At 72.1% G+C, this 19,177-nt stretch carries 19 protein-coding genes and 1 pseudogene; 19 read left to right on the forward strand and 1 reads right to left on the reverse strand.

Features of this window, described 5'->3' with window-relative positions; all coding sequences use genetic code 11:
- The first annotated feature begins 2 nt into the window (after positions 1 to 2).
- The 12 genes and pseudogenes from AC3ETA_RS13250 to AC3ETA_RS13305 all read left to right on the forward strand — a co-directional run.
- Positions 3 to 968, forward strand: coding sequence for an ATP-binding cassette domain-containing protein (locus AC3ETA_RS13250; protein ID WP_432193053.1), 966 nt, complete (start codon positions 3 to 5; stop codon positions 966 to 968).
- Positions 965 to 1,807 (forward strand): ABC transporter permease, encoded by an 843-nt coding sequence (locus AC3ETA_RS13255; protein WP_432193054.1) that lies wholly within the window; start codon positions 965 to 967, stop codon positions 1,805 to 1,807. Before AC3ETA_RS13250 ends, AC3ETA_RS13255 begins: the two co-directional genes overlap by 4 nt.
- A gap of 102 nt (positions 1,808 to 1,909) precedes the next feature.
- Positions 1,910 to 2,161 carry an acyl carrier protein gene (locus tag AC3ETA_RS13260; RefSeq protein ID WP_030957545.1) on the forward strand — a complete coding sequence of 84 codons (252 nt, stop codon included), beginning with the start codon at positions 1,910 to 1,912 and terminating at the stop codon, positions 2,159 to 2,161.
- A 29-nt stretch (positions 2,162 to 2,190) separates the two neighbouring features.
- Entirely contained in the window at positions 2,191 to 3,420 is a 1,230-nt protein-coding gene (locus AC3ETA_RS13265) for a beta-ketoacyl-[acyl-carrier-protein] synthase family protein (protein ID WP_432193055.1), read from the forward strand.
- Positions 3,421 to 3,429: 9 nt separating this feature from the next.
- The gene (locus AC3ETA_RS13270) at positions 3,430 to 4,557 is read left to right on the forward strand and encodes a beta-ketoacyl synthase N-terminal-like domain-containing protein (RefSeq protein ID WP_432193056.1); all 1,128 of its coding nucleotides are present in this window, start codon (positions 3,430 to 3,432) and stop codon (positions 4,555 to 4,557) included.
- Positions 4,554 to 5,282, forward strand: a complete 729-nt coding sequence (fabG, locus tag AC3ETA_RS13275; protein ID WP_432193057.1) for a 3-oxoacyl-[acyl-carrier-protein] reductase — start codon at positions 4,554 to 4,556, stop codon at positions 5,280 to 5,282. The genes AC3ETA_RS13270 and fabG overlap by 4 nt, the downstream gene beginning before the upstream one ends.
- The gene (locus AC3ETA_RS13280) at positions 5,282 to 7,009 is read left to right on the forward strand and encodes a phytoene desaturase family protein (RefSeq protein ID WP_432193058.1); all 1,728 of its coding nucleotides are present in this window, start codon (positions 5,282 to 5,284) and stop codon (positions 7,007 to 7,009) included. The genes fabG and AC3ETA_RS13280 overlap by 1 nt, the downstream gene beginning before the upstream one ends.
- 55 nt (positions 7,010 to 7,064) lie before the next feature.
- Entirely contained in the window at positions 7,065 to 8,096 is a 1,032-nt protein-coding gene (gene sbnB, locus AC3ETA_RS13285) for a 2,3-diaminopropionate biosynthesis protein SbnB (protein ID WP_432193059.1), read from the forward strand.
- A 111-nt stretch (positions 8,097 to 8,207) separates the two neighbouring features.
- The gene (locus AC3ETA_RS13290; RefSeq protein ID WP_432193060.1) at positions 8,208 to 8,684 is read left to right on the forward strand and encodes a MaoC family dehydratase; all 477 of its coding nucleotides are present in this window, start codon (positions 8,208 to 8,210) and stop codon (positions 8,682 to 8,684) included.
- A 131-nt stretch (positions 8,685 to 8,815) separates the two neighbouring features.
- The gene (locus tag AC3ETA_RS13295) at positions 8,816 to 10,135 is read left to right on the forward strand and encodes a sensor histidine kinase (protein WP_432193061.1); all 1,320 of its coding nucleotides are present in this window, start codon (positions 8,816 to 8,818) and stop codon (positions 10,133 to 10,135) included.
- A complete protein-coding gene (locus AC3ETA_RS13300) occupies positions 10,099 to 10,743 on the forward strand; it encodes a LuxR C-terminal-related transcriptional regulator (RefSeq protein WP_432193062.1) in 645 nt (214 codons plus the stop codon). The genes AC3ETA_RS13295 and AC3ETA_RS13300 overlap by 37 nt, the downstream gene beginning before the upstream one ends.
- Before the next feature lie 3 nt (positions 10,744 to 10,746).
- Positions 10,747 to 10,989, forward strand: a pseudogene (locus AC3ETA_RS13305) (SAM-dependent methyltransferase); the annotation flags it as partial.
- Positions 10,990 to 11,073: 84 nt separating this feature from the next.
- On the opposite strand, the gene AC3ETA_RS13310 reads toward AC3ETA_RS13305, so the two are convergent.
- Complete coding sequence (locus AC3ETA_RS13310) at positions 11,074 to 11,646, reverse strand: CGNR zinc finger domain-containing protein (protein ID WP_432193063.1); 573 nt, start codon at positions 11,644 to 11,646, stop codon at positions 11,074 to 11,076.
- 118 nt (positions 11,647 to 11,764) lie between these two features.
- Here AC3ETA_RS13310 and AC3ETA_RS13315 point away from each other — a divergent pair, with 118 nt between their 5' ends.
- The 7 genes from AC3ETA_RS13315 (at position 11,765) to AC3ETA_RS13345 (ending at position 19,159) form a co-directional block, all read left to right on the forward strand.
- Positions 11,765 to 12,637 (forward strand): alpha/beta fold hydrolase, encoded by an 873-nt coding sequence (locus AC3ETA_RS13315; protein WP_432193064.1) that lies wholly within the window; start codon positions 11,765 to 11,767, stop codon positions 12,635 to 12,637.
- A 106-nt stretch (positions 12,638 to 12,743) separates the two neighbouring features.
- Positions 12,744 to 13,628, forward strand: a complete 885-nt coding sequence (locus tag AC3ETA_RS13320) for a hypothetical protein (protein ID WP_432193065.1) — start codon at positions 12,744 to 12,746, stop codon at positions 13,626 to 13,628.
- A gap of 267 nt (positions 13,629 to 13,895) precedes the next feature.
- Positions 13,896 to 15,236, forward strand: coding sequence for a ferredoxin reductase family protein (locus tag AC3ETA_RS13325; protein ID WP_432193066.1), 1,341 nt, complete (start codon positions 13,896 to 13,898; stop codon positions 15,234 to 15,236).
- 159 nt (positions 15,237 to 15,395) lie between these two features.
- Entirely contained in the window at positions 15,396 to 15,692 is a 297-nt protein-coding gene (locus tag AC3ETA_RS13330; protein WP_432193067.1) for a hypothetical protein, read from the forward strand.
- Positions 15,693 to 15,787: 95 nt separating this feature from the next.
- The gene (locus tag AC3ETA_RS13335; protein WP_432193068.1) at positions 15,788 to 16,918 is read left to right on the forward strand and encodes an acyl-CoA dehydrogenase family protein; all 1,131 of its coding nucleotides are present in this window, start codon (positions 15,788 to 15,790) and stop codon (positions 16,916 to 16,918) included.
- 352 nt (positions 16,919 to 17,270) lie between these two features.
- Positions 17,271 to 17,960: a response regulator transcription factor gene (locus AC3ETA_RS13340; protein WP_432193069.1), complete on the forward strand. Its 690-nt coding sequence runs from the start codon at positions 17,271 to 17,273 to the stop codon at positions 17,958 to 17,960.
- Positions 17,961 to 18,376: 416 nt separating this feature from the next.
- Positions 18,377 to 19,159: an AfsR/SARP family transcriptional regulator gene (locus tag AC3ETA_RS13345; protein WP_432193070.1), complete on the forward strand. Its 783-nt coding sequence runs from the start codon at positions 18,377 to 18,379 to the stop codon at positions 19,157 to 19,159.
- Positions 19,160 to 19,177: the final 18 nt, after the last annotated feature.

Here is a 19,177-nt window from a genome sequence, read left to right on the forward strand (position 1 = left end):
GCGTGTCCTCGTCCGACATCGCCATCCTCGCCGAGGGCCTGGGAAAGACGTACCGGTCGCACACGGCGCTGCACGGCATCGACCTGTCCGTGCCGGCCGGCAGCGTGCTCGGGGTGCTCGGGCCCAACGGCGCCGGCAAAACGACCACCGTGCGGATCCTCGCCACGCTCGTCCAGCCGTCCGCCGGGCGGGCCACCGTCGCCGGGCACGACGTCGTGCGCGACAGCGTCGAGGTGCGCAGGCGCATCGGGCTCGCCGGACAGTACGCGGCCGTCGACGAGCTCCTGACGGGCCGCGAGAACATCGTGCTCCTCGCCAGGCTGCTCAGGTTCGGGCGGCGCGGAGCCGCCCGGCGCGCCACCGAACTGCTCGAACGCTTCGAGCTCACGGAGGCCGCCGACCGGCCCGTCGGCACCTACTCCGGAGGGATGCGCCGCCGGCTCGACCTGGCGACCTGCGTCATCGGCGAGCCCGAGGTGCTGTTCCTCGACGAGCCGACGACGGGGCTGGACCCGACGAGCCGGGTCGTCCTGTGGGACGTGGTGCGCGACCTGGTGGCCGACGGTGTGACCATCCTGCTCACCACCCAGTACCTGGAGGAGGCCGACGAACTCGCCGACCGCATCGCCGTGATCGACGCCGGCCGCGTCATCGCCGAGGGCACCCCGCAGTCCCTCAAGCGGCAGGTCGGCAGCGAACGCCTGGAGGTCACCGTGGCCCGCCCGGAGAGCCTCGGCGACGCGGTGGCGGCCCTGTCCACGCTCGGCGGCCGGCCCCCCGTCGTCGACGAGACCGCCCGCCGCGTCTCGGTCCAGCTCGGCGACGACGGCCTGGACGAAGTGGCCCGCGCCGCGCTCGCCCTGCGCGAGAAGGGCGTCCCCACCGCCGACTTCGAACTGCGCAGGCCCACCCTCGACGACGTCTTCTTCGACCTCACGGGCACGGGCCGGAAAGAGGTGACCCAGTGACGGCCACCGCAACGCCGACGCGCCCGGCCCCGTCCGGCGGCGCGCTCGCCGGGCACCTCGGCGACACCCTCGCGCTGGCCGGCCGGCACCTGAGGCATCTGCGGCGCTCGCCCGGCCGGCTGATCCTCGTCACCATGAACCCGCTGGTGATGCTGATCGCCGTCGGCTACCTGTTCCGCAACTCCATGCAGGTCCCCGGAGGCGTCGCCTACGAGGACTTCATCATGGCCGGCATCGCCATCCAGGTCGGCCTGACCAGCGTCGGCCCCACCGCCATCGGCGTCGCCATGGACCTGCGGCACGGCCTCGTGGACCGGTTCCGCTCGCTGCCGATCTCACCGGCCTCGGTGCTCGTCGGACGCACCCTGTCCGACCTGTTCGTCGGCGCCGTCAGCCTCACCGCGGTGTCCCTGGTCGGCCTCGCCGTCGGCTGGCGCCCGCACGAGGGCGTACTGCGCACCGCCGCCGGATTCGGCGTCCTGCTCGCCTTCGTCTACGTGATGCTCTGGGTCGGAATTCTGCTGGGCACCACGCAGAAGAACATCGAGGCCATCGACGGCACCGGCGCACTCGTCCTCGTCGTGTTCAGTTTCCTTTCCAACGCCTACGTCTCGGTGAGCGGCCTGCCCGGCTGGCTGCGTCCGGTCGCCGAATGGAATCCGGTGACGTCCGTGATCACCACCTGCCGACGGCTGTGGGGCAATGACCCCGCGGGCGCCGCCGGCAGCGGACTCCCCGCGGAGCACCCCGGTCTGGTCACCGCCATCACCCTGTCCGCGCTGCTGGTCGTGGCGGTCGCGGGCAGCGTACGGGGCTTCCGGCGGGCCGTCGGACGCTGACCGGCAAACCCCGTCAGCGGTCCATCAGTTGGACGTCAGCGCGCAGTCACCGGCGCTGACTAATTTCGTGCGAGAGCTGAAACGCAAAGAGAGGAACAGAAAATGACCACGGTCGCGCCCGAGCGCCTCTCCCGTATCCGGGAAATCATCGCCGAGAACATCGACGTCGACCTCGACGGGCTTTCCGACACCGCCCTGTTCATCGACGAGCTCGGCGCGGACTCGCTGAAGCTCATCGACGTCCTCAGCGCCCTGGAGATGGAGTACTCCATCGTCATCGACATGAACGAACTGCCCAAGATGACCAACGTGGAGGCCACCTACCAGGTGACCGCCGCGGCCGCCGGTTGGTGAGCAGAACCCACGGGGGGAGGAGAACCCACATGTCCACCGCAACCGCACGCCGCCGGGTCGTCCTGACCGGCTTCGGGGTGATCTCCAGCATCGGCACGGGGGTCGAGGAGTACACGGCGGGGCTGCGGGCCGGCCGCTCCGGAGCGCGGCCCATCACCCGGTTCGACACCGAGGGCTTCGGCCAGAACACCGCCTGCGAGGTCCCCGACTTCGAGCCCGGGCGCTGGATCCACCACGTCCCCCTGGACGACATGGGCCGCGCCGGCCAGTACGCGGTCGCCGCGGCGCGGATGGCCGTCGACGACGCCGGGCTCACCGAGGACGACCTCGGCGAGCGGCAGGCCGTCATCACCGTCGGCACCACCGACGGGGAGTCGCACGACATCGCCGTGCTGCTGGAGCAGGAACTGGCCGCCGGGGACCCGGAGGCGATGGACCCGGTGCTGGCCCGCCGTATCAACGCGGGCCGCCTGTCCACCGTCATCGCGCGTGAGCTGCGCATGCCGAACGTGGAGGCCACCACCGTCACCACGGCCTGCGCGGCCGGCAACTACTCCGTCGGCTACGGCCTGGACTCGATCCGCTCCGGCGAGGTCGACATCGCGCTGTGCGGCGGCGCCGACGCCGTGTGCCGCAAGGCGTTCGCCCTGTTCAAGCGGTTCGGGGCGCTCACCCCCGACGTGGTGCGGCCCTTCGACAAGGACCGCCAGGGCATCCTCACCGGCGAGGGCGCCGGCATCCTCGTCCTGGAGAGCCTGGAGTCCGCCCTCGCGCGCGGCGCCCGGATCCACGCCGAGGTCCTCGGCTACGGCCTGTCCTGCGACGCCGCGCACCCCACCGCGCCCAACCGCGACGGCATCGCCCGCGGTATCCGCCTCGCCCTGGACGACGCCGGCGTCGAGCAGGAGGAGATCGACTTCATCTCCGCGCACGGCACCGGCACCAAGGCCAACGACAAGACCGAGTCGGCCGCCATCGTCGACGTGTACGGCGACGCCCCGCCGCGCACCGTCGCCGTGAAGTCGATGCTCGGCCACTCGATGGGCGCGGCCAGCGCGCTCGGCGCCATCGCCTGCGGCCTCGCCATCGAGCACGGGTTCATCCCGCCCACCATCAACCACCGCGAGACCGACCCGGACTGCCCGCTCGACGTCGTGCCCAACCGGGCCGTCGAGGCGGACGTGCGGATCGTGCAGAACAACTCCAGCGCCTTCGCCGGCAACAACGCCGTCCTGATACTCGGCACGTACGGGGAGTGAGTGACGACCATGAGCACCGCAACAGCCAGACCGGAGGCCACGCTGCCGCCCGGCACACCCGTCATCACCGGCTGGTCGGCGGTCTCGCCGTACGGCATCGGCCGTGCTGAGTTCGCCGCCGGGGTGCGCGCCGGGGCCAAGACGGCCGTCAAGGCGGACGCGGGCCTCGGGCCGCTGCCGTCGTCCGACGTGTGCACGGTGCCCGGCTTCGACATCCAGGAGCAGCTCGGCCCGCGCGGCACCGCCAAGATGGACCGGCTCACCGCGCTCGCCCTGGTCGCCTCCGACGGACTGCTCCTGGACGCCGACGGCAACCGGGCCGTGGCCACCGACGAGCTGACCGGTGTCGTCCTCGGCATCACCATGGGCAGCCTGGAGAACGTCACCGACTTCCTGCGCCAGTCGTACACCAACGCCCGCCCCTTCTACGTCGACGCGGGCCGCATCCCCTTCGGCAGCCTCAACCACGCCGCCGGCGCCACCGCCATCCGGCACGACCTCAAGGGCCCCAACACCACGGTCGCCGGCGGCCGGGTCAGCGGGCTCCTCGCGCTGAACTACGCGCGTCGCCTGATGGGTCAGGGCCGGGCGACGAAGTATCTGGTGGGCTCCGCCGAGGAGTTCTCCGCCGCGCACGCCTGGTTCGAGCACACCGCCACCGCGTCCGGCGACCCCGCCCCGCTGCTCGGGGAGGGCTGCGGACTGTTCCTGGTCGAGCAGGCGGAGGCCGCCGAACGCCCGCCGCTGGCCGCCGTGCTGAGCGTCGAGACGCGCGTCGACATCGACGACGACCCCGGCGCGGCCGTCACCGCCTGCGCCCGCCGTGCCCTTCGGCGGGCAGGCGTCGACGCCGGCGAGGTGTGGGCGGCCGTGCCGTGCGCCGCGCCCACCGCCGCCGGACGCGCCGAGCACGAGGCCCTCGCCGCGCTGGTGCCCGCCGACGCGCTCTCCCGTGTGCCGTCCATGGAACTGCTCGGCGACACCGGTGCCGCCTCCGCGTCCTTCCAGATCGCCGCGGTGCTCGCGGCCGCCGAGGCCGACGCGGACTCCCGGGGCCGTATCGCCCTGGTCTGCGCCGTCGACCGGGACGGCGCCGTCGCCGTGGCGGTCCTGCGACTGATCGGGGAGCAGCGATGATCGCGCTGGTCAGCGGTGGTTCCCGGGGCATCGGCAGGTCGATCGTGCTGCGCCTGGCGCAGGACGGCCACGACGTCGCCTTCTGCTACCGCTCCAACGAGGACGCCGCCGAACGCCTCGCCAAGGAGGCCGCCGAGCACGGCACCCGGGTCACCGCGACCCGCTGCGACGTCGCCGACGGGGACGACGTACGCGACTGGTTCGCCCGCACCGAGCGTGAGCTCGGCCCCGTCGACGCGGCGGTCACCTCCGCCGGCATCACCCGGGACCGGCCGCTGGTGCTGATGCCCGAGGACGACTGGAACCAGGTGCTGCGCACCAACCTCGACGGCGTGTACCACGTGTGCCGGGCCGCCGCGTTCTCCATGAGCAAGCGCAGGTCGGGCGCCATCGTCAACCTGTCCTCGGTCGCCGGCGTGTACGGCAACGCGGGCCAGGCCAACTACGCCGCCTCCAAGGCCGGGATCATCGGCTTCACCAAGTCCCTCGCCAAGGAGTGCGGGCCGCGCGGCGTACGCGCCAACGTGGTCGCACCGGGCCTCATCGAGACGGACATGGTCGGCGACATGCCGGAGGCGGTGCTGCACAAGCAGCTGAAGAACGTGGCGCTGGGCCGCCTCGGCCGGCCCGAGGAAGTGGCCGACCTGGTCTCCTTCCTGGTGTCCGAGCGGGCCGCGTACATCACCGGCTCGGTCTTCGAGATCCACGGCGGCGGCACCTTCTGATGAACCCCAGAACGCGAGAACACAGGCGCGGCGCACAGGACCTCGACGGCCGGCACTTCGACGCGATCGTCGTCGGCAGCGGCATCGGCGGCCTCGTCGGCGCCGGATATCTGGCCGCCGACGGCCGCCGGGTCCTCGTCCTCGAACAGCACGACGTGGCGGGCGGCAACGCGCATGTGTTCCGCCGGCGCCGCAAGTACGAGTTCGACGTCGGCACCCACTACCTCGGCGACTGCGGCGAGGACGGACTGCTCCCGGCCGTCCTGAACGGGCTCGGCGTGCGCGACCGGGTGCGCTTTCGGCCCATGGACAACGAGGGCGGCTTCGACCGGATCATCACGCCCACGGCCACCGTGGACGTGCCCGCCGGCTGGGAGCCCTACCGCGCCCGCCTCAAGCGGGCCCTGCCCGCCGAGGCCGACCGGATCGACCGGTTCATCGACCTCGCGACCGCCGTGGCCGGCGCGAGCCGGGCCGGGCTGATGGGCGAGTCGATGGTGGAGCTGTTCCGCCGGTCCCCGGGGACCATGCGCTGGACCCGCCGCACCCTCGGCATGGCACTCGACCACTGCGAGCTGTCCCCGAAGGGCCGCACCCTGCTGGCCGCGCAGGCCGGCAACTACGGCGCCATGCCCGACGGGATCGGCTTCGCCGAGCACGTCAACATCATGGACCACTACCTGCGCGGCGCGTACTACCCCGAGGGCGGCGGCCAGATGCTCGTCGCCGCGTTCGTGGAGGCCCTGGAGTCCTACGGCGGCGAACTGCGCACCCGCAGCGAGGTGCGCCGCATCCTCATCGACGACGGACGCGCCACCGGCGTCGAACTCGCCGACGGACAGAAGGTGTTCGCGCCGCTGGTCGTCTCCAACGCCGACTACCGGCGCACCGTCCTCGACCTGTGCGGCGGGGAGGCGGCCTTCCCCGCCGACCTCGTGGCCCGCACCCGCGAGGCGACCATGCGCAGCGCGGTCGTCGCCGTGTACGTCGCCCTGGACACCGAGCTGGAGGGCCTGCCCAACGCCAACATCTGGTGGCACGACAGCGACGACATGGAGTACGCCCACGCCTCGGTCCGCGAACGCTACGAACGCGACGGCGTCTTCGACCGCGTGCCCCAGCTCGCCTTCTCCTTCGCCTCCCTGAAGGACTCCGGCTCCGCGGCCGTCTGTCCGCCCGGCCACAGCAACTTCCAGCTGATGACGGGCTGCCCGCCCGGCTACGGGTTCTGGGGCGTCGGCGGCGGCCCGGCCGACGGCGAGCCCTACCGCCGCAACCCCGCCTACCTCGCCCGCAAGCGCGAGGTCACCGAGCTGATCCTGGACGCCGCCGAGAAGGTCCTCGGCCCGATCCGGGACCGCGTCACCCATGTGGAGACGGCGACCCCGCTCACCAACGAGCGCTACATCCGCGCCAGCGGCGGCACCCCGTACGGCATGGCCAGCTGGGGCTCCGAGGGCCGCCGCCCCGACGTGCGCACCGACGTCGAGGGCCTGTACGTCGTCGGCCAGAACGTCCGCTACGGCAGCGGGGTCGGCGGCGTCGCCACCGGCGGCATGGCCGTGGCCTCGCAGATCCTCGACCGGCCGCTGCTGGCCGAGGTGTACGCCGGCTCGGTCCTCGGCGACCCGGCCCGGCTGCCCGAACGGCACGCGGACTGGGACCCGTTGCTGGTGTCCCGTGGGCGGGCCCGGCACGGCGCGAAGGGGCTCGCCCGCATCGGCTGACGGCCGCGCCCCGAGTCCCTGCGACCTTCCCTCACTTCTCAGGAGCAGCATTCCCATGAATCAGGTCCCACCCTTCGCCGTGGTCTCCGGCGCCCACGTGCACGAGGTGCTCGACGGGCACGAGAGCGAGGTCGTCGCGGCGGTCGAGGCCGCCTACCGGCTGCACGGCGAGGGACAGACGGTCAACCCCGACTCCTACTTCCTGCGCTTCCCGGACCGCCCCTCGTCCCGGATCATCGCCCTGCCCGCCTCCGTCAAGGGCGAGGTCGGCGTGCACGGCATGAAGTGGATCTCCAGCTTCCCTCAGAACGTGGCGGCGGGCATCCCGCGCGCCTCGGCCGTGCTGATCCTCAACGACGCCGAGACCGGCTACCCGTTCGCCTGCCTGGAGAGCTCCATCATCAGCGCCGCCCGCACCGCCGCCTCCGCGGCCCTGGCGGCCGACCGGATCGGCACGGCACGCGGCACCCGGCCCACCCGGGTCGGCTTCATCGGCGTCGGCCTGATCGCCCGCTATCTGCACACCTACCTCGCCGCGAGCGGCTTCGGCTTCGAGGCGATCGGCGTGCACGACCTGTCCGCCGAGCACGCCGAGGGCTTCACCGGCTATCTGCGGCGGGCGGAGGGCGACGACGTCGAGATCACCGTCCACGACAAGGCCGAGGACCTGATCCGCGCCTCGGACCTGGTCGTCTTCGCCACCGTCGCCGGGGAACCGCACGTCACCGACCCGCAGTGGTTCACGCACAACCCGCTGGTGCTGCACGTCTCCCTGCGCGACCTGTCCCCGGAGATCGTCCTCGACTCCTGGAACGCCGTCGACGACATCGAGCACTGCATGAAGGCGGGCACCTCGCCGCACCTCGCCGAACAGCGCGTCGGCCACCGCGACTTCGTCGCCGGGACGCTGTACGACGTGCTCGCCGGGACCATCACCCCGCCCGCCGACCGCCCGGTGATCTTCTCGCCGTTCGGCCTCGGCGTGCTCGACCTGGCCGTCGCGAAGTACGTCTACGACCGGGTCGCGGGCGCGGGCGAACTGCACACCGTGCCCGGCTTCTTCCACGAGATGAAGCGGTACGGCTGACGGCACCGCCGACGCATCCGCTGACGAACGACTGACGGCGCGCTGACGGCCGGGTTCCCTGGCCGAGGCGCGCCTTGTCCCTTCCCCCGGCCGCACAACAGAATCGAAATCATGAGATCTTTCGCCAACCTGGCCGATTTCTCCGCCGCCACCGGTGAACACCTGGGCTACAGCGATTGGCTGGAGATCACCCAGCACAAGGTGGACCAGTTCGCCGACGCCACCGGCGACCTCCAGTGGATCCACGTGGACCCGGAGCGGGCGGCGAGCGGCCCGTTCGGCGGGACCATCCTGCACGGCTACCTGACCCTGGCGCTGCTGCCGGAGATGATGCGCGCGATCTTCGACATCGAGAAGATCGAGATGGGCGTCAACTTCGGCCTGGACAAGGTGCGTTTCCCGCGCCCGATTCCCGTCGGCGCCCGGGTGCGCGGCGGCGCCAGGCTGACCGGCGTGCGCGAGACGCCCGCCGGCCACCTCGCCGCCGTACGCATGACGGTCCAGGTGGAGGCCGACGGACAGCCGCAGTCGGCCTGTGTGGCGGACACACTGTCCCTGTTCATCGCTCCCGCAACCGCGGGCGGGTAGAAGAAGCACCCCTTTTCGGCCGCCCAAGAGGGGAGTTTTTCCCACCGCGCCGGCACCCCGACGGTCGCAACAATGAGGGCACGGGCGCTTCGGCCCTTGTACCGCACAGGCAGCAGAGAGGAGCGAGTCGCATGGACCGCACGATGCAGCTCGGGGTGAACCGCCCGCCGGAGGGGATCAGGGGATTCTCGGTCGCGGCCGGAATGGTGGGACTGCGGCGGGCGATGGCCCTGTGCTGGATGTCCATGTCGGCCTTCGGCAGGTCCCTGGCGGTCTCCGGCGCGATCTGGCTCGTCGGACCCGGCCTCGGCGTGGTGCCGCGCGCCATGGAGGGCGTGCGCAACCTGGCCGCCCGCCAGCGCGAACTGGCACTGCGCTGGTCGGGGGTGGAGATCCCCGGCCCGCCCGGACCGCTGCCGCCCGTGCCCGAGGGCGCCTCCGGGGCGGCCGCCCGCTACCGGTGGATCATGAGCGATCCGCAGACCCGGCGCGAGTGGGTGTGGGTGCTCGTCGACCCGCTGGCCGGCGCGTTCTTCGCGTTCTTCCCGCTCGCCCTGATCCTCAGCGGTGTGTGGGGCGTCTTCCTCGCCTTCTTCGGTGTTCCGCTGTCCGTCGAGTGGGACGGCCTGTGGTACCAGTTCATCCCGATCGAGGGCCAGGCCACCGCCGTCCTCGCCGGTGTCCTCGGCGTCCTCCAGCTGCCGCTGGCCCTGTGGTCGGCGCCGCGCGCCGTGCGCCGGCACGCCCTGTACACCCGCGCGATGCTCGCCCCGAGCGAGAGCGAACTGATGGCCAGCCGCATCCAGCACCTGGCCACCACCCGCTCCGACGCCGTCGACACGCAGATGGCGGAGATCCGGCGCATCGAACGCGACCTGCACGACGGCGCCCAGGCACGGCTGGTCGCGATGGGCATGACCCTGGACGCCGCCGAACACCTCCTGGAGACCAACCCGGAGGCCGTGCGCGCCCTGCTCATCGAGGCGCGCGAGTCCTCCTCCAAGGCGCTGGAGGAACTGCGCAACCTGGTCCGCGGCATCCACCCGCCGGTGCTCGCCGACCGCGGACTCGCCGATGCCGTAAGGGCGTTGGCCATGGTCTGCCCGGTCCGCACCGAGGTCCAGGTCGACCTGCCGGGCCGCCCCGAGATGCCGGTGGAGTCCGCCGCGTACTTCGCGATCTCGGAGATCCTCACCAACGTCGCCAAGCACTCCGGCGCCGACCGGGCCTGGATCGACATCCGTTACGATCGCGGAATGCTGCGCATCACCGTCACCGACGACGGTCACGGCGGCGCCGACGCCTCGCGCGGCAGCGGCCTGCGGGGCATCGAACGCCGGCTCGCCACCTTCGACGGGGTGCTGGCCGTGAACAGTCCGGTGAACGGACCGACCATGGTGACGATGGAGCTTCCGTGCGTATTGCCCTCGCCGAAGACCACTTCCTCCTGAGGGACGGACTCATCCGCCTCCTCGGCGCCTACGGCCACGAGGTCGTCGCCGCCGTGGACAACGGTACGGAACTGCTGGACGCGCTCATCAAGAAGCAGCCGGACGTCGCGGTCGTCGACGTCCGGCTGCCGCCGACGTTCACCGACGAGGGCCTGCGGGCGGTGCTGGCGGCCCGCGAGCAGATGCCGGACCTGCCGGTGCTGCTGCTGTCCCAGTACGTCGAGCCGCTCTACGCGCGGGAGTTGCTGGCCAGCGGCGGCCGGGGCGTCGGCTACATGCTGAAGGACCGCGTCACCAACGGCGCCCAGTTCCTGGACTCCATCCGCCGGGTCGCCGAGGGCGGCACCGCGATGGACCCCGAGGTGATCTCCAAGCTCCTGGTCCGCAAGGAGCGCGACGAGGCCGTGGGCAGCCTGTCGGAGCGGGAGCGCGAGGTACTGGAGTGGCTGGCCCAGGGCCGCTCCAACGCCGGTATCGCGCAGGGCCTGTTCATCTCGGAGAAGGCCGTCGCGAAGCACATCAGCAACATCTTCACCAAGTTGGGGCTGCTGCCGACGGACGGCGACAACCGGCGGGTGCTGGCGGTGCTCACGTATCTGGACCAGTGAGGTCCGGGCCTCGTCGACGTGGCCCTCTCCAGCAGGCTCTTCCTGGGCCGTGCCGTGCGCCGTCTCGCCGGTGAGGCGGGCATCCGGCAGTTCCCGGACATCGGCACCGGCCTGCCGACCGCCGACAACACCCACCGGGTCGCCCAGAGGGTGGCCCCTCACGCCCGGATCGTCCACGTCGGCAACGGCCCCACCGTGCCGGCGCGCGCGGACGCCCTGTCCGGGTTCCCGAGTGGCGCCCCGGCACCCACGGGCCGACGGATCCGGCGACGGCCGCGCTGGACGCGTACTGCGCTGTGGGCCGGAAGCCGTGAGGGCGCCGGTGCCCGCTCAGCCGGCCTGCGGCTGTCCCCCCTTGTGACGCTGGTAGTGCCGGGCGACCCGCATCCGGTTGCCGCAGCGGGCGGCCGAGCACCAGCGGCGGCGCGGATGGGTGGGCAGGAAGAGCATCACGCAGTCGTCGGCCTCGCACTTGCGGATCGAGCCGACCGCCGGATCCGCCAGCAGCTCGACGGCGGCCTCCGCGAGCCCAGCGGCCAGCCGCACCCCGGGTGAGCCCTCGCGCCGCCGCGCGACGGCGACCCCCGACCCGTCCCACACCAGCGCACTGATCGCCGGCGCGGCACGCTGCGCCTGGTTGAGCCCCTCGACGTCCTCGTCCGGGGGCCGCTCCCCCCTGCGCACCCGGTCGAGGGCGCGCGCGATGTGCTCCCGCACGGCGAGCACCGCGGCCAGATCCGCGCCTTTGACCTCCTCCGGCAGGTCCTCCGGCAGCCGGTCGGCCTCCAGCGCCCACCAGGTCCGCAGCTCGTCGGGCGTGGTCAGCAGGTCACCGGTGGACGGCCGGGTGTTGACCAGGTCCAGGGCCAGGGGCTCCCCGGTCAGCGGTGCGGAATCGCTCATGAGACTAATGGTACATCGAGGGGTTGACACGTTAGTAGAGGGAGGCGCAGGCTGGTTCTAACGCATGAATCAATCCCCAATCCATTAGAAATCTCGGCTCGCTCGAAGGAGACCGGTCATGCTCGCTCCGACCCCCCGCACCGTCCACCGCCAGCTCGACGTGGACGGCGTCCGCGTCTTCTACCGGGAGTCCCTCCCCGACCGCCCCGACGCGCCCGTACTGCTGCTCCTGCACGGCTTCCCGTCCGGCTCGCACCAGTTCCGCGGCCTCATCGACGCCCTCGGCTCGCAGTACCGCCTGATCGCCCCGGACCACGCCGGCTTCGGCCACACCCAGGCCCCCGACGGCTTCACGTACACCTTCGACCGGCTCGCCGACATCACCGAGGGCTTCGTCCGGGGCCTGGGCCTCGACCGGTTCGTGATGTACGTCTTCGACTTCGGCGCCCCCATCGGCATGCGCGTCGCCGAGCGCCACCCCGAGTGGATCGCCGGACTGGTCGTCCAGAACGGCAACGCCTACGAGGAGGGCCTGTCCGACATGGCCCTGGGCCTGATCGGTCTCACTCCCGAGACCCCGGGCGCCGACGCCGCCATCGACGGCGTGCTCACGCTCGACGGCACCCGGAGCCAGTACACGACCGGCGTCGCCGACCTCTCCCTGATCGCGCCCGACAACTGGACCCTCGACCAGCACTTCCTGGACCAGCCGGGCCGCAAGGACGCCCAGCGGTCACTGATCTTCGACTACCGCTCCAACTTCGCGCGCTACGGCGACTGGCAGGCCTGGCTGCGCCGCCACACCCCGCCCACCCTCATCACCTGGGGCCGCAACGACCCCTTCTTCACCGAGCCCGGCGCCCGCGCCTACCTGCGCGACCTGCCCGACGCCGAACTGCACCTCCTCGACACCGGCCACTTCGCCCTGGAGACGCACCTGCCGGAGGTCGCCCCGCTGATCGCCGGCTTCCTGGACCGCGCCTGGAAGTAGCCCGGGACGGCCGGGCCTGCGCGGACCCGCGCCAACGGTGCGAAAATCGATACGGACCTCTGTGGCGCGGGGAGCTCCGCAAAGCCGGCGCGGAGAGGGAACGCCGATGGACCTGGAAACTGTCGCCGACGAGCTGTACCGGCTGCGTCCGGAGGAGTTCACCGCCACCCGCGCGGCCCGGATGGCCGAGGCCCGCACGGCCGGCGACCGCGCCCTCGCCGACCGCATCGGCAGACTGCGCCGCCCGAGCCTGTCGGCCTGGGCCGGCAACCTCCTGGTCCACGAGAGCCCCGGCGAGGTCGAACCGCTGCTCCGCCTCGGCGAGGGCCTGCGGCAGGCCCACCGCGACCTGGACGGCCCGCAGCTGCGTGAGCTGAGCCGACAGCAACGGGTCCTGGTCACCGCCCTGTCCCGGCAGGCCGGACAACTCGCCGCGCGGGCCGGCCACCCGATCACGGAGGCGGCCCGCCACGAGGTCGAGAACACCCTGCGCGCGGTGCTCGCGGACCCCGACGCGGCGCGGGAGTGGGCGAGCGGCAGGCTGGTCAGGCCACTGGCCGCGGGCGCGGGATTCCCCGCGGCGGCGGAGGGCGCCGCGCCCGCGCCGCCGCGTCCGGCCGCCGAGTCCGCCGAGCCCGCCAAGGTGACGGGGGCGACGAAGGCCGCGGCCGCCGACCGCCGTCGGCGGCTCACCCGGGCCCGCAAGGAGGCGGACCGGGCCGCGCGGGAGCTCCGTACCCGGGAGAAGGCGGCGGCGACCGCGAGCCGTGAGGCGTTCGCGGCCAAGAAGAACTGGGACGGGGCCCAACAGCGCGTCGCCGACCTGACCGCCGAACTCCAGCACGCCAGGGAGGTGCAACAGCAGGCCCGCTCCGCGGAACGGACGGCACGCGAGCGGGCGCGCACGGCGGACCGGGGTGTCAGGGAGGCGAGGCGGAAGGCGGACGCGGCGGCGGAGGAGGTGCGGCGCCTGGAGACCCAGGAGCAGTGAGGCCGGCCCGCCCGGTCCACTCTGCGGCCCACCGATCCGCCCGTACGCCGCCCGCTCCTCGCCGTGGACCCGGCTGCCCCCGCCGCCTCCGATGTCACGGAACCCGAACTCCCCGCGGATTGAGGCCGTTCCGGCATGAACGGATCCGGTCCGCGAGCCGTATCCTTACCCGATCGAGGTGCGCATTAGGGGCGAATTCACCGATCTTCATGGGGTTTGTGCACACGGGTCGCGAGTACCGCGACCCCGGGGGGATGAGAGGCGACCATGACGACAGCGAGCAACGCGGTGCGCAGCGGCACCGTGCTTCCGGTGCAGGCGGCACGCGGGGCGATGTGGACATTCGTCATCGTCAACGTGGTGATCGTCGAGGCGTTGTTCATCAGCGCCGGTGAGGGCAAGAACGGCGTGCTGACGGTCGCCAAGTTCTTCGGCCTGCACGCGGCCCTGCTGATGCTGTTCCAGCTGCTGCTGGTGGCCCGGCTGCCGTGGCTGGACCGCCGTATCGGCATGGACCGCCTCACGGTGTGGCACCGCTGGGTCGGCTTCACCCTGCTGTGGACCGTCCTCACCCACGCCACGCTGGTGGTGCTCGGCTACGCGACGCTCGACGACACGTCCATGGGCAAGACGTTCGTGGCGCTGAGCGGCGTGCCGGCCTCCCTGCTCGGCATGCTCGCCGCGAGCCTCATCCTGGTCATCGCCGTGATCTCCACCCGCGGCCTGCGCCGACGCCTCCAGTACGAGGTCTGGCACGGTCTGCACCTGCTGCTCTACGTGGCTCTGGGCCTGGCGTTCGTCCACCAGTTGCAGGAGACGACGACGTTCACGTCCTCCGCGTTCGCCACGGCGTACTGGTGGATCCTGTGGCTGTTCGCCTTCGGCTCCTTGCTGACGGGCCGTCTCGTCATGCCGCTGTGGCGCAATTCCTACCACCGGTTCACCGTGGCCGCGGTGGTGCCCGAGTCGGACAACGTGGTCTCCGTGTACGTCACCGGCCGGCACCTCGACAAACTCCCCGCCCGGGCGGGCCAGTTCTGCATCTGGCGGTTCCCCGGACACCACCACTGGTGGCTGGCCAACCCCTTCTCCCTGTCGGCGGCGCCCGACGGCCGGGGGCTGCGCCTCACGGCGAAGGCGGCCGGCACCACCAGCGCGGGCCTGCGGAACGTCCCCGTGGGCAGCCGCGCCTATGTCGAGGGCCCGTACGGCGCGTTCACCTCGCTGCACCGCACCCGCCCCGGCGCCCTGCTGATCGCCGGCGGTGTGGGCATCACCCCGGTGCGCGCCATGCTGGAGGACCAGACGACCGGCGACTTCGTCGTCCTCTACCGCGTCCGCAGCGAGGCCGACGCCGTACTCCTGGACGAGGTGCGCCACCTGGTCGCGCTCCGCGGCGGACGTCTCCACCTCCTCACCGGCCGGACCGGCGAGAACGCCGTCCCCCCCTTCGACCCGGCCAACCTGCACCGACTGGTCCCCGACATCACCGAACGCGATGTGTACGTCTGCGGCCCGCCGGCCATGACCACGGCCGTACTGGGCGGACTGCGGCAGTTGCGGGTGCCGGCGGGACAGGTGCACGCGGAGAGGTTCGGGCTGGCCTGACCGGCCCGTCGCCGCGCAACGCGGTGACCGCGTGTCCCCCTGACGGCCCAGCCGCAAGGCGACGTCGACCGCGGATCCAGCCACCCTCCAGCATCCGGGACGAGTATCGGAGGCCACCGGGGGTGGCCCGGGATGCGGACGCGGTGAGGCGGAGGTGGCATGCCCATGGGCGTGACGGCGGTCGAGGCGGTAGTCGAAGTCACGGGCGATGACCACAGGAGTGGGTCCGGCGGGGAGGACCTCCTGGGCGGGGCACGGTTCGAGGCCGCCCCGGCGGATGCCCGGCCGCAGGCCGGTCGGATGCGCGCCGAGCCTCGCCATCTCCGTGTGCACGTCATCGACGGCGGCGGTGTCCCCCTGCGCGGACCGGACATCGGCGAATACACCCTGACCGACCTCCTGGGAAGCATCTTCGATCTCACCCACCGTCAGCTGTCCGGGCAAAGGCCCGCTTGAGCGGGCGGTAGGCCCGGGATTTGCCGAGCCCCTGCCGGCGCCTCCGGCGGGGGCGAGGCGTCGTGCCGAGGCCCCGCGGCGAGGAGGCAGCGCCCATGACCGGCTTCGAGCTCACACCCACCGCCACGACGAGCGAGGTGCGGGAGGCCGCCGAACTGGCCGCCCGGCACGCCGCGGCCGCGGACCACGCCCGGCGGCTGCCCGGCGAGGTCGTCGCCGGGCTGGTCGCGGCGGGCTTCGCACGGCACTTCGTGCCGCTCCGCTGGGGCGGGAGGGCCGGCGGCTTCGTGGAGCTCCTGGACGGGGTGTCCACGGTGGGCGAGGGCTGCACCTCCGCCGCCTGGGTCGCCGCGGTCGTGGCAGGCGCCGCCCGGATGGGCGTGTACCTGCCGGACGAGGGCCAGCGCGAGCTGTGGTCGGCCGGCCCCGACACCGTGATCGCGGGCGCGCTCAGCCCCAGTGGGCGTGCCACCCCCGACGTCGGTGGCTGGCGGCTCACCGGAGAGTGGCAGCGGGTCAGCGGCGTGGACTTCGCCGACTGGACGCTGGTGTGCGCCTCGGTGCCGCGAGGGGAGCACGCGGTGGCCCGGTTCTTCGCCGTGCCGCGCCGGGACTACCGCGTCAGGGACACATGGTTCGACCTCGGCATGCGGGCCACGGGCAGCAACACCCTGGTCGCGGACGGCGTGTTCGTCCCCGAGCACCGGTCCGTGGCCCGCGGCGACGTCCGGCGGGGCCGGGCCGTCGGCTCCGAGGCACCGTGCCACACCGCCGGACTGAGCACGATCGGCGGGACGCCGTTCGCCGCCCCCGTGCTCGGGGCGGCGCGCGCGGCCGTGCGGGCCTGGTCGGCGCGGCCGGCCGGCAGGCCCGCCCAGGGGACGCCCGCTCCCGGGGACAACCCGCTGGTGCGGGGCGTGCCGGCCCGGGCCGAGGCGAAGATCGAGAGCGCGGCCCTGCTGCTGCGCCGCGTGGCACAGACCGGCGACGACGGGTCGGGCGCCGACGACGAACCGGCTCGCGCGCCACGGGACTGCGCGCTGGCCACGGAGCAGTTGGTCGACGTGGTGGAACGGCTGTTCCGCTCGGCCGGCTGCGGCGCGCGGGCGCAGGACGACCCACTGCAGCGCATCTGGCGTGACGTGCACTGTGCTGCGCGCCATGTCGCTCTGCGCCTCGACACGGCGGGCAGCGCGTACGGAGGTCAGTCGCCGGGCACCGTGTGATGCCGTCGGCGGGCCGGTGAAAGACAGGGACGACACGGTGACGGGGAAACAGGAGGTGACGGTTCCCTTTCGGCCCGGACCGGCGACGGATCCGCTCACCGATCCCGGCCTCTCCACGTAGCTCCGAGCCCGTCGCGGCCATTTCCGTGGCCTTGGTCACCGGTTCCCGTAACTTCCGCTGCAGTAGACTTCGAAACGCGGTTACGGGGAGCCAGGGGGCGACGTGGAAATCAGCGGCAGAGCGGGCAATCGCCCGGCGAGGTGGAATTCTCCTTTCCGCTTTTTCGAGCGTTCGGGCGGGCGCGGATTTACGGGCGCTCACCGGTTCACCCTGGGCGTCTTCGGAGGTTAGGTGACTCCGGAACCTGTGCGCATAGTCGTCGTCGACGACCATCGCCTGCCACGCGAAGCCCTCTGTCTGGTCCTGGACTCCGAGCCGGACCTGGAGGCGCTCGGTGTCGACTCCGGACCGTCCGCGGTACGGGCGGTCGTCGAGTGCCGGCCCGACGTAGTGCTGCTGGACATCGCGACGCCAGGGCCGGACCCGGCGTCGGCGGTGCACGCCCTGCTGGACTGCGGCCATCCGGTGGGCATCGTCGTGCTGCACACGCAGAGCGACCCGCTGCTGATGCGGCGGCTGCTGGACCTGGGCGTGCGCGCCTATCTGCACAAGAGCGTCAGCCGGGGCCTGCTGCTGTCGACCGTCCGGGACATCGCGGGCGCCAAGCAGCAGACGGTCACCATCACCGTGCCGTCGGGCTCCGCGCGGGCGGAGGCGGCGGTGCCGCGGCCGGCCGCCGATCCGGCCCCGGACGCCGCTTCCGACCTGCTGTCGGCGCGGGAACTGGTGGTGCTGACCCTGGTGGCCGAGGCGCTGACCAACCGTCAGGTCGCGGCCAGGATGGATATCACCGAGGCCACGGTGAAGCGCCATCTGCGGAACATCTTCACCAAGCTGGGCGCCACCTCGCGCATCGACGCGGTCAACAAGGGGATCAATGCCCTGGTCATCCAGCCTCCGGCGGCGCGTCACCGGAGGTGAGCCGCCCCCGGTGTCAGGAACGCTGGTTCGAAAGACGCATCACCACGCGTCGAGGGCGGGCTGGAGGATCGCTACGTAATACTTCACGGCGAAATGTCCATGTATCACCCCGTGTAGCCCTTTGGGTTGGTTTCTTTGGTGTACCGACTGGTCGGTAACAAGGAATTCACAATTGCTGAACCTGATTTTGCTTGTTTGCGGTGGAGTTTCGCGACCGCGGTATCCAAAGAGGCATTCGCACTACACCTTTTGGCGTTTCGTGGGCTCAAGCGCGGCTCGAGGGGGGCTTGGAAGATTGTGGCGTACGGCCCAGTGAAAGGGCATTGTTGCACCTGCGGGCTCGGTGGGAAATTGGTTGAAAGTGAATCGACTCCGCATCGAGGTGAACGAGGCAACTCTGGACGGGGGAAAAGATCGTGGTCACGTTCAATGTGCTGGGGCAATTGGAAGTCATCGCGGGCGGACGCGACCTGGCACCGACCGCACCGCGGGTGAAGGCGGTGCTGGCGCTGCTGGCGCTCAACGCGAACCGGGTGGTCAGCACCGACACCCTCTTCGCCGAACTGTGGGACGACCGGCCGCCACGCAGTGCGGCCACCACTCTGCAGACCTACGTCTACCAACTGCGCCGCATCCTGGATCCGCTTCCCCAGGGCGAGCGGCGCTGCGACATCGTCACCAGGGCACCCGGCTATGAGCTGCGCACCGGACGGACCGACGCCGAGCGCTTCCTTGCCCTGGCCGAACAGGGCCGCTGTCTGTGGCGTCAGGGACACGCCGCGGAGGCCGCCGAGCGGCTGCGGCAGGCACTCGGCCTGTGGCGCGGCCGGGCGCTGGCCGACATCAACCTCGGGCCGGAGCTGACCATCCACAAGGCACACCTGTGCGAACTGCGGCTGCGCGTCCTGGAGTTGCGCATCCAGGCGGACGCCCGGCTCGGCCGGCACCAGGAGCTGATTCCCGAACTGCGATCGCTGGTCGCCGAGCACCGGCTCAACGAGCGGCTGCACGCCCAGCTCATCGACTCGCTGCGCGCGGCGGGCTACCGCGCCGAGGCCCTGCGGGCGTACCAGGACCTGCGCAGGGTGCTCAAGACCGAGCTCGGCCTGGAGCCGGCCCCGGAGGTGCAGCGGCTGCAGGCCGAGGTGCTCAGCGGTGTACGCAGCGGCTCGGTGAGCACCCTGCTGCGCACCGGCTGACCCGGCGTCACTCACCCG

It is taken from the genome of Streptomyces sp. bgisy027 (assembly GCF_057710365.1).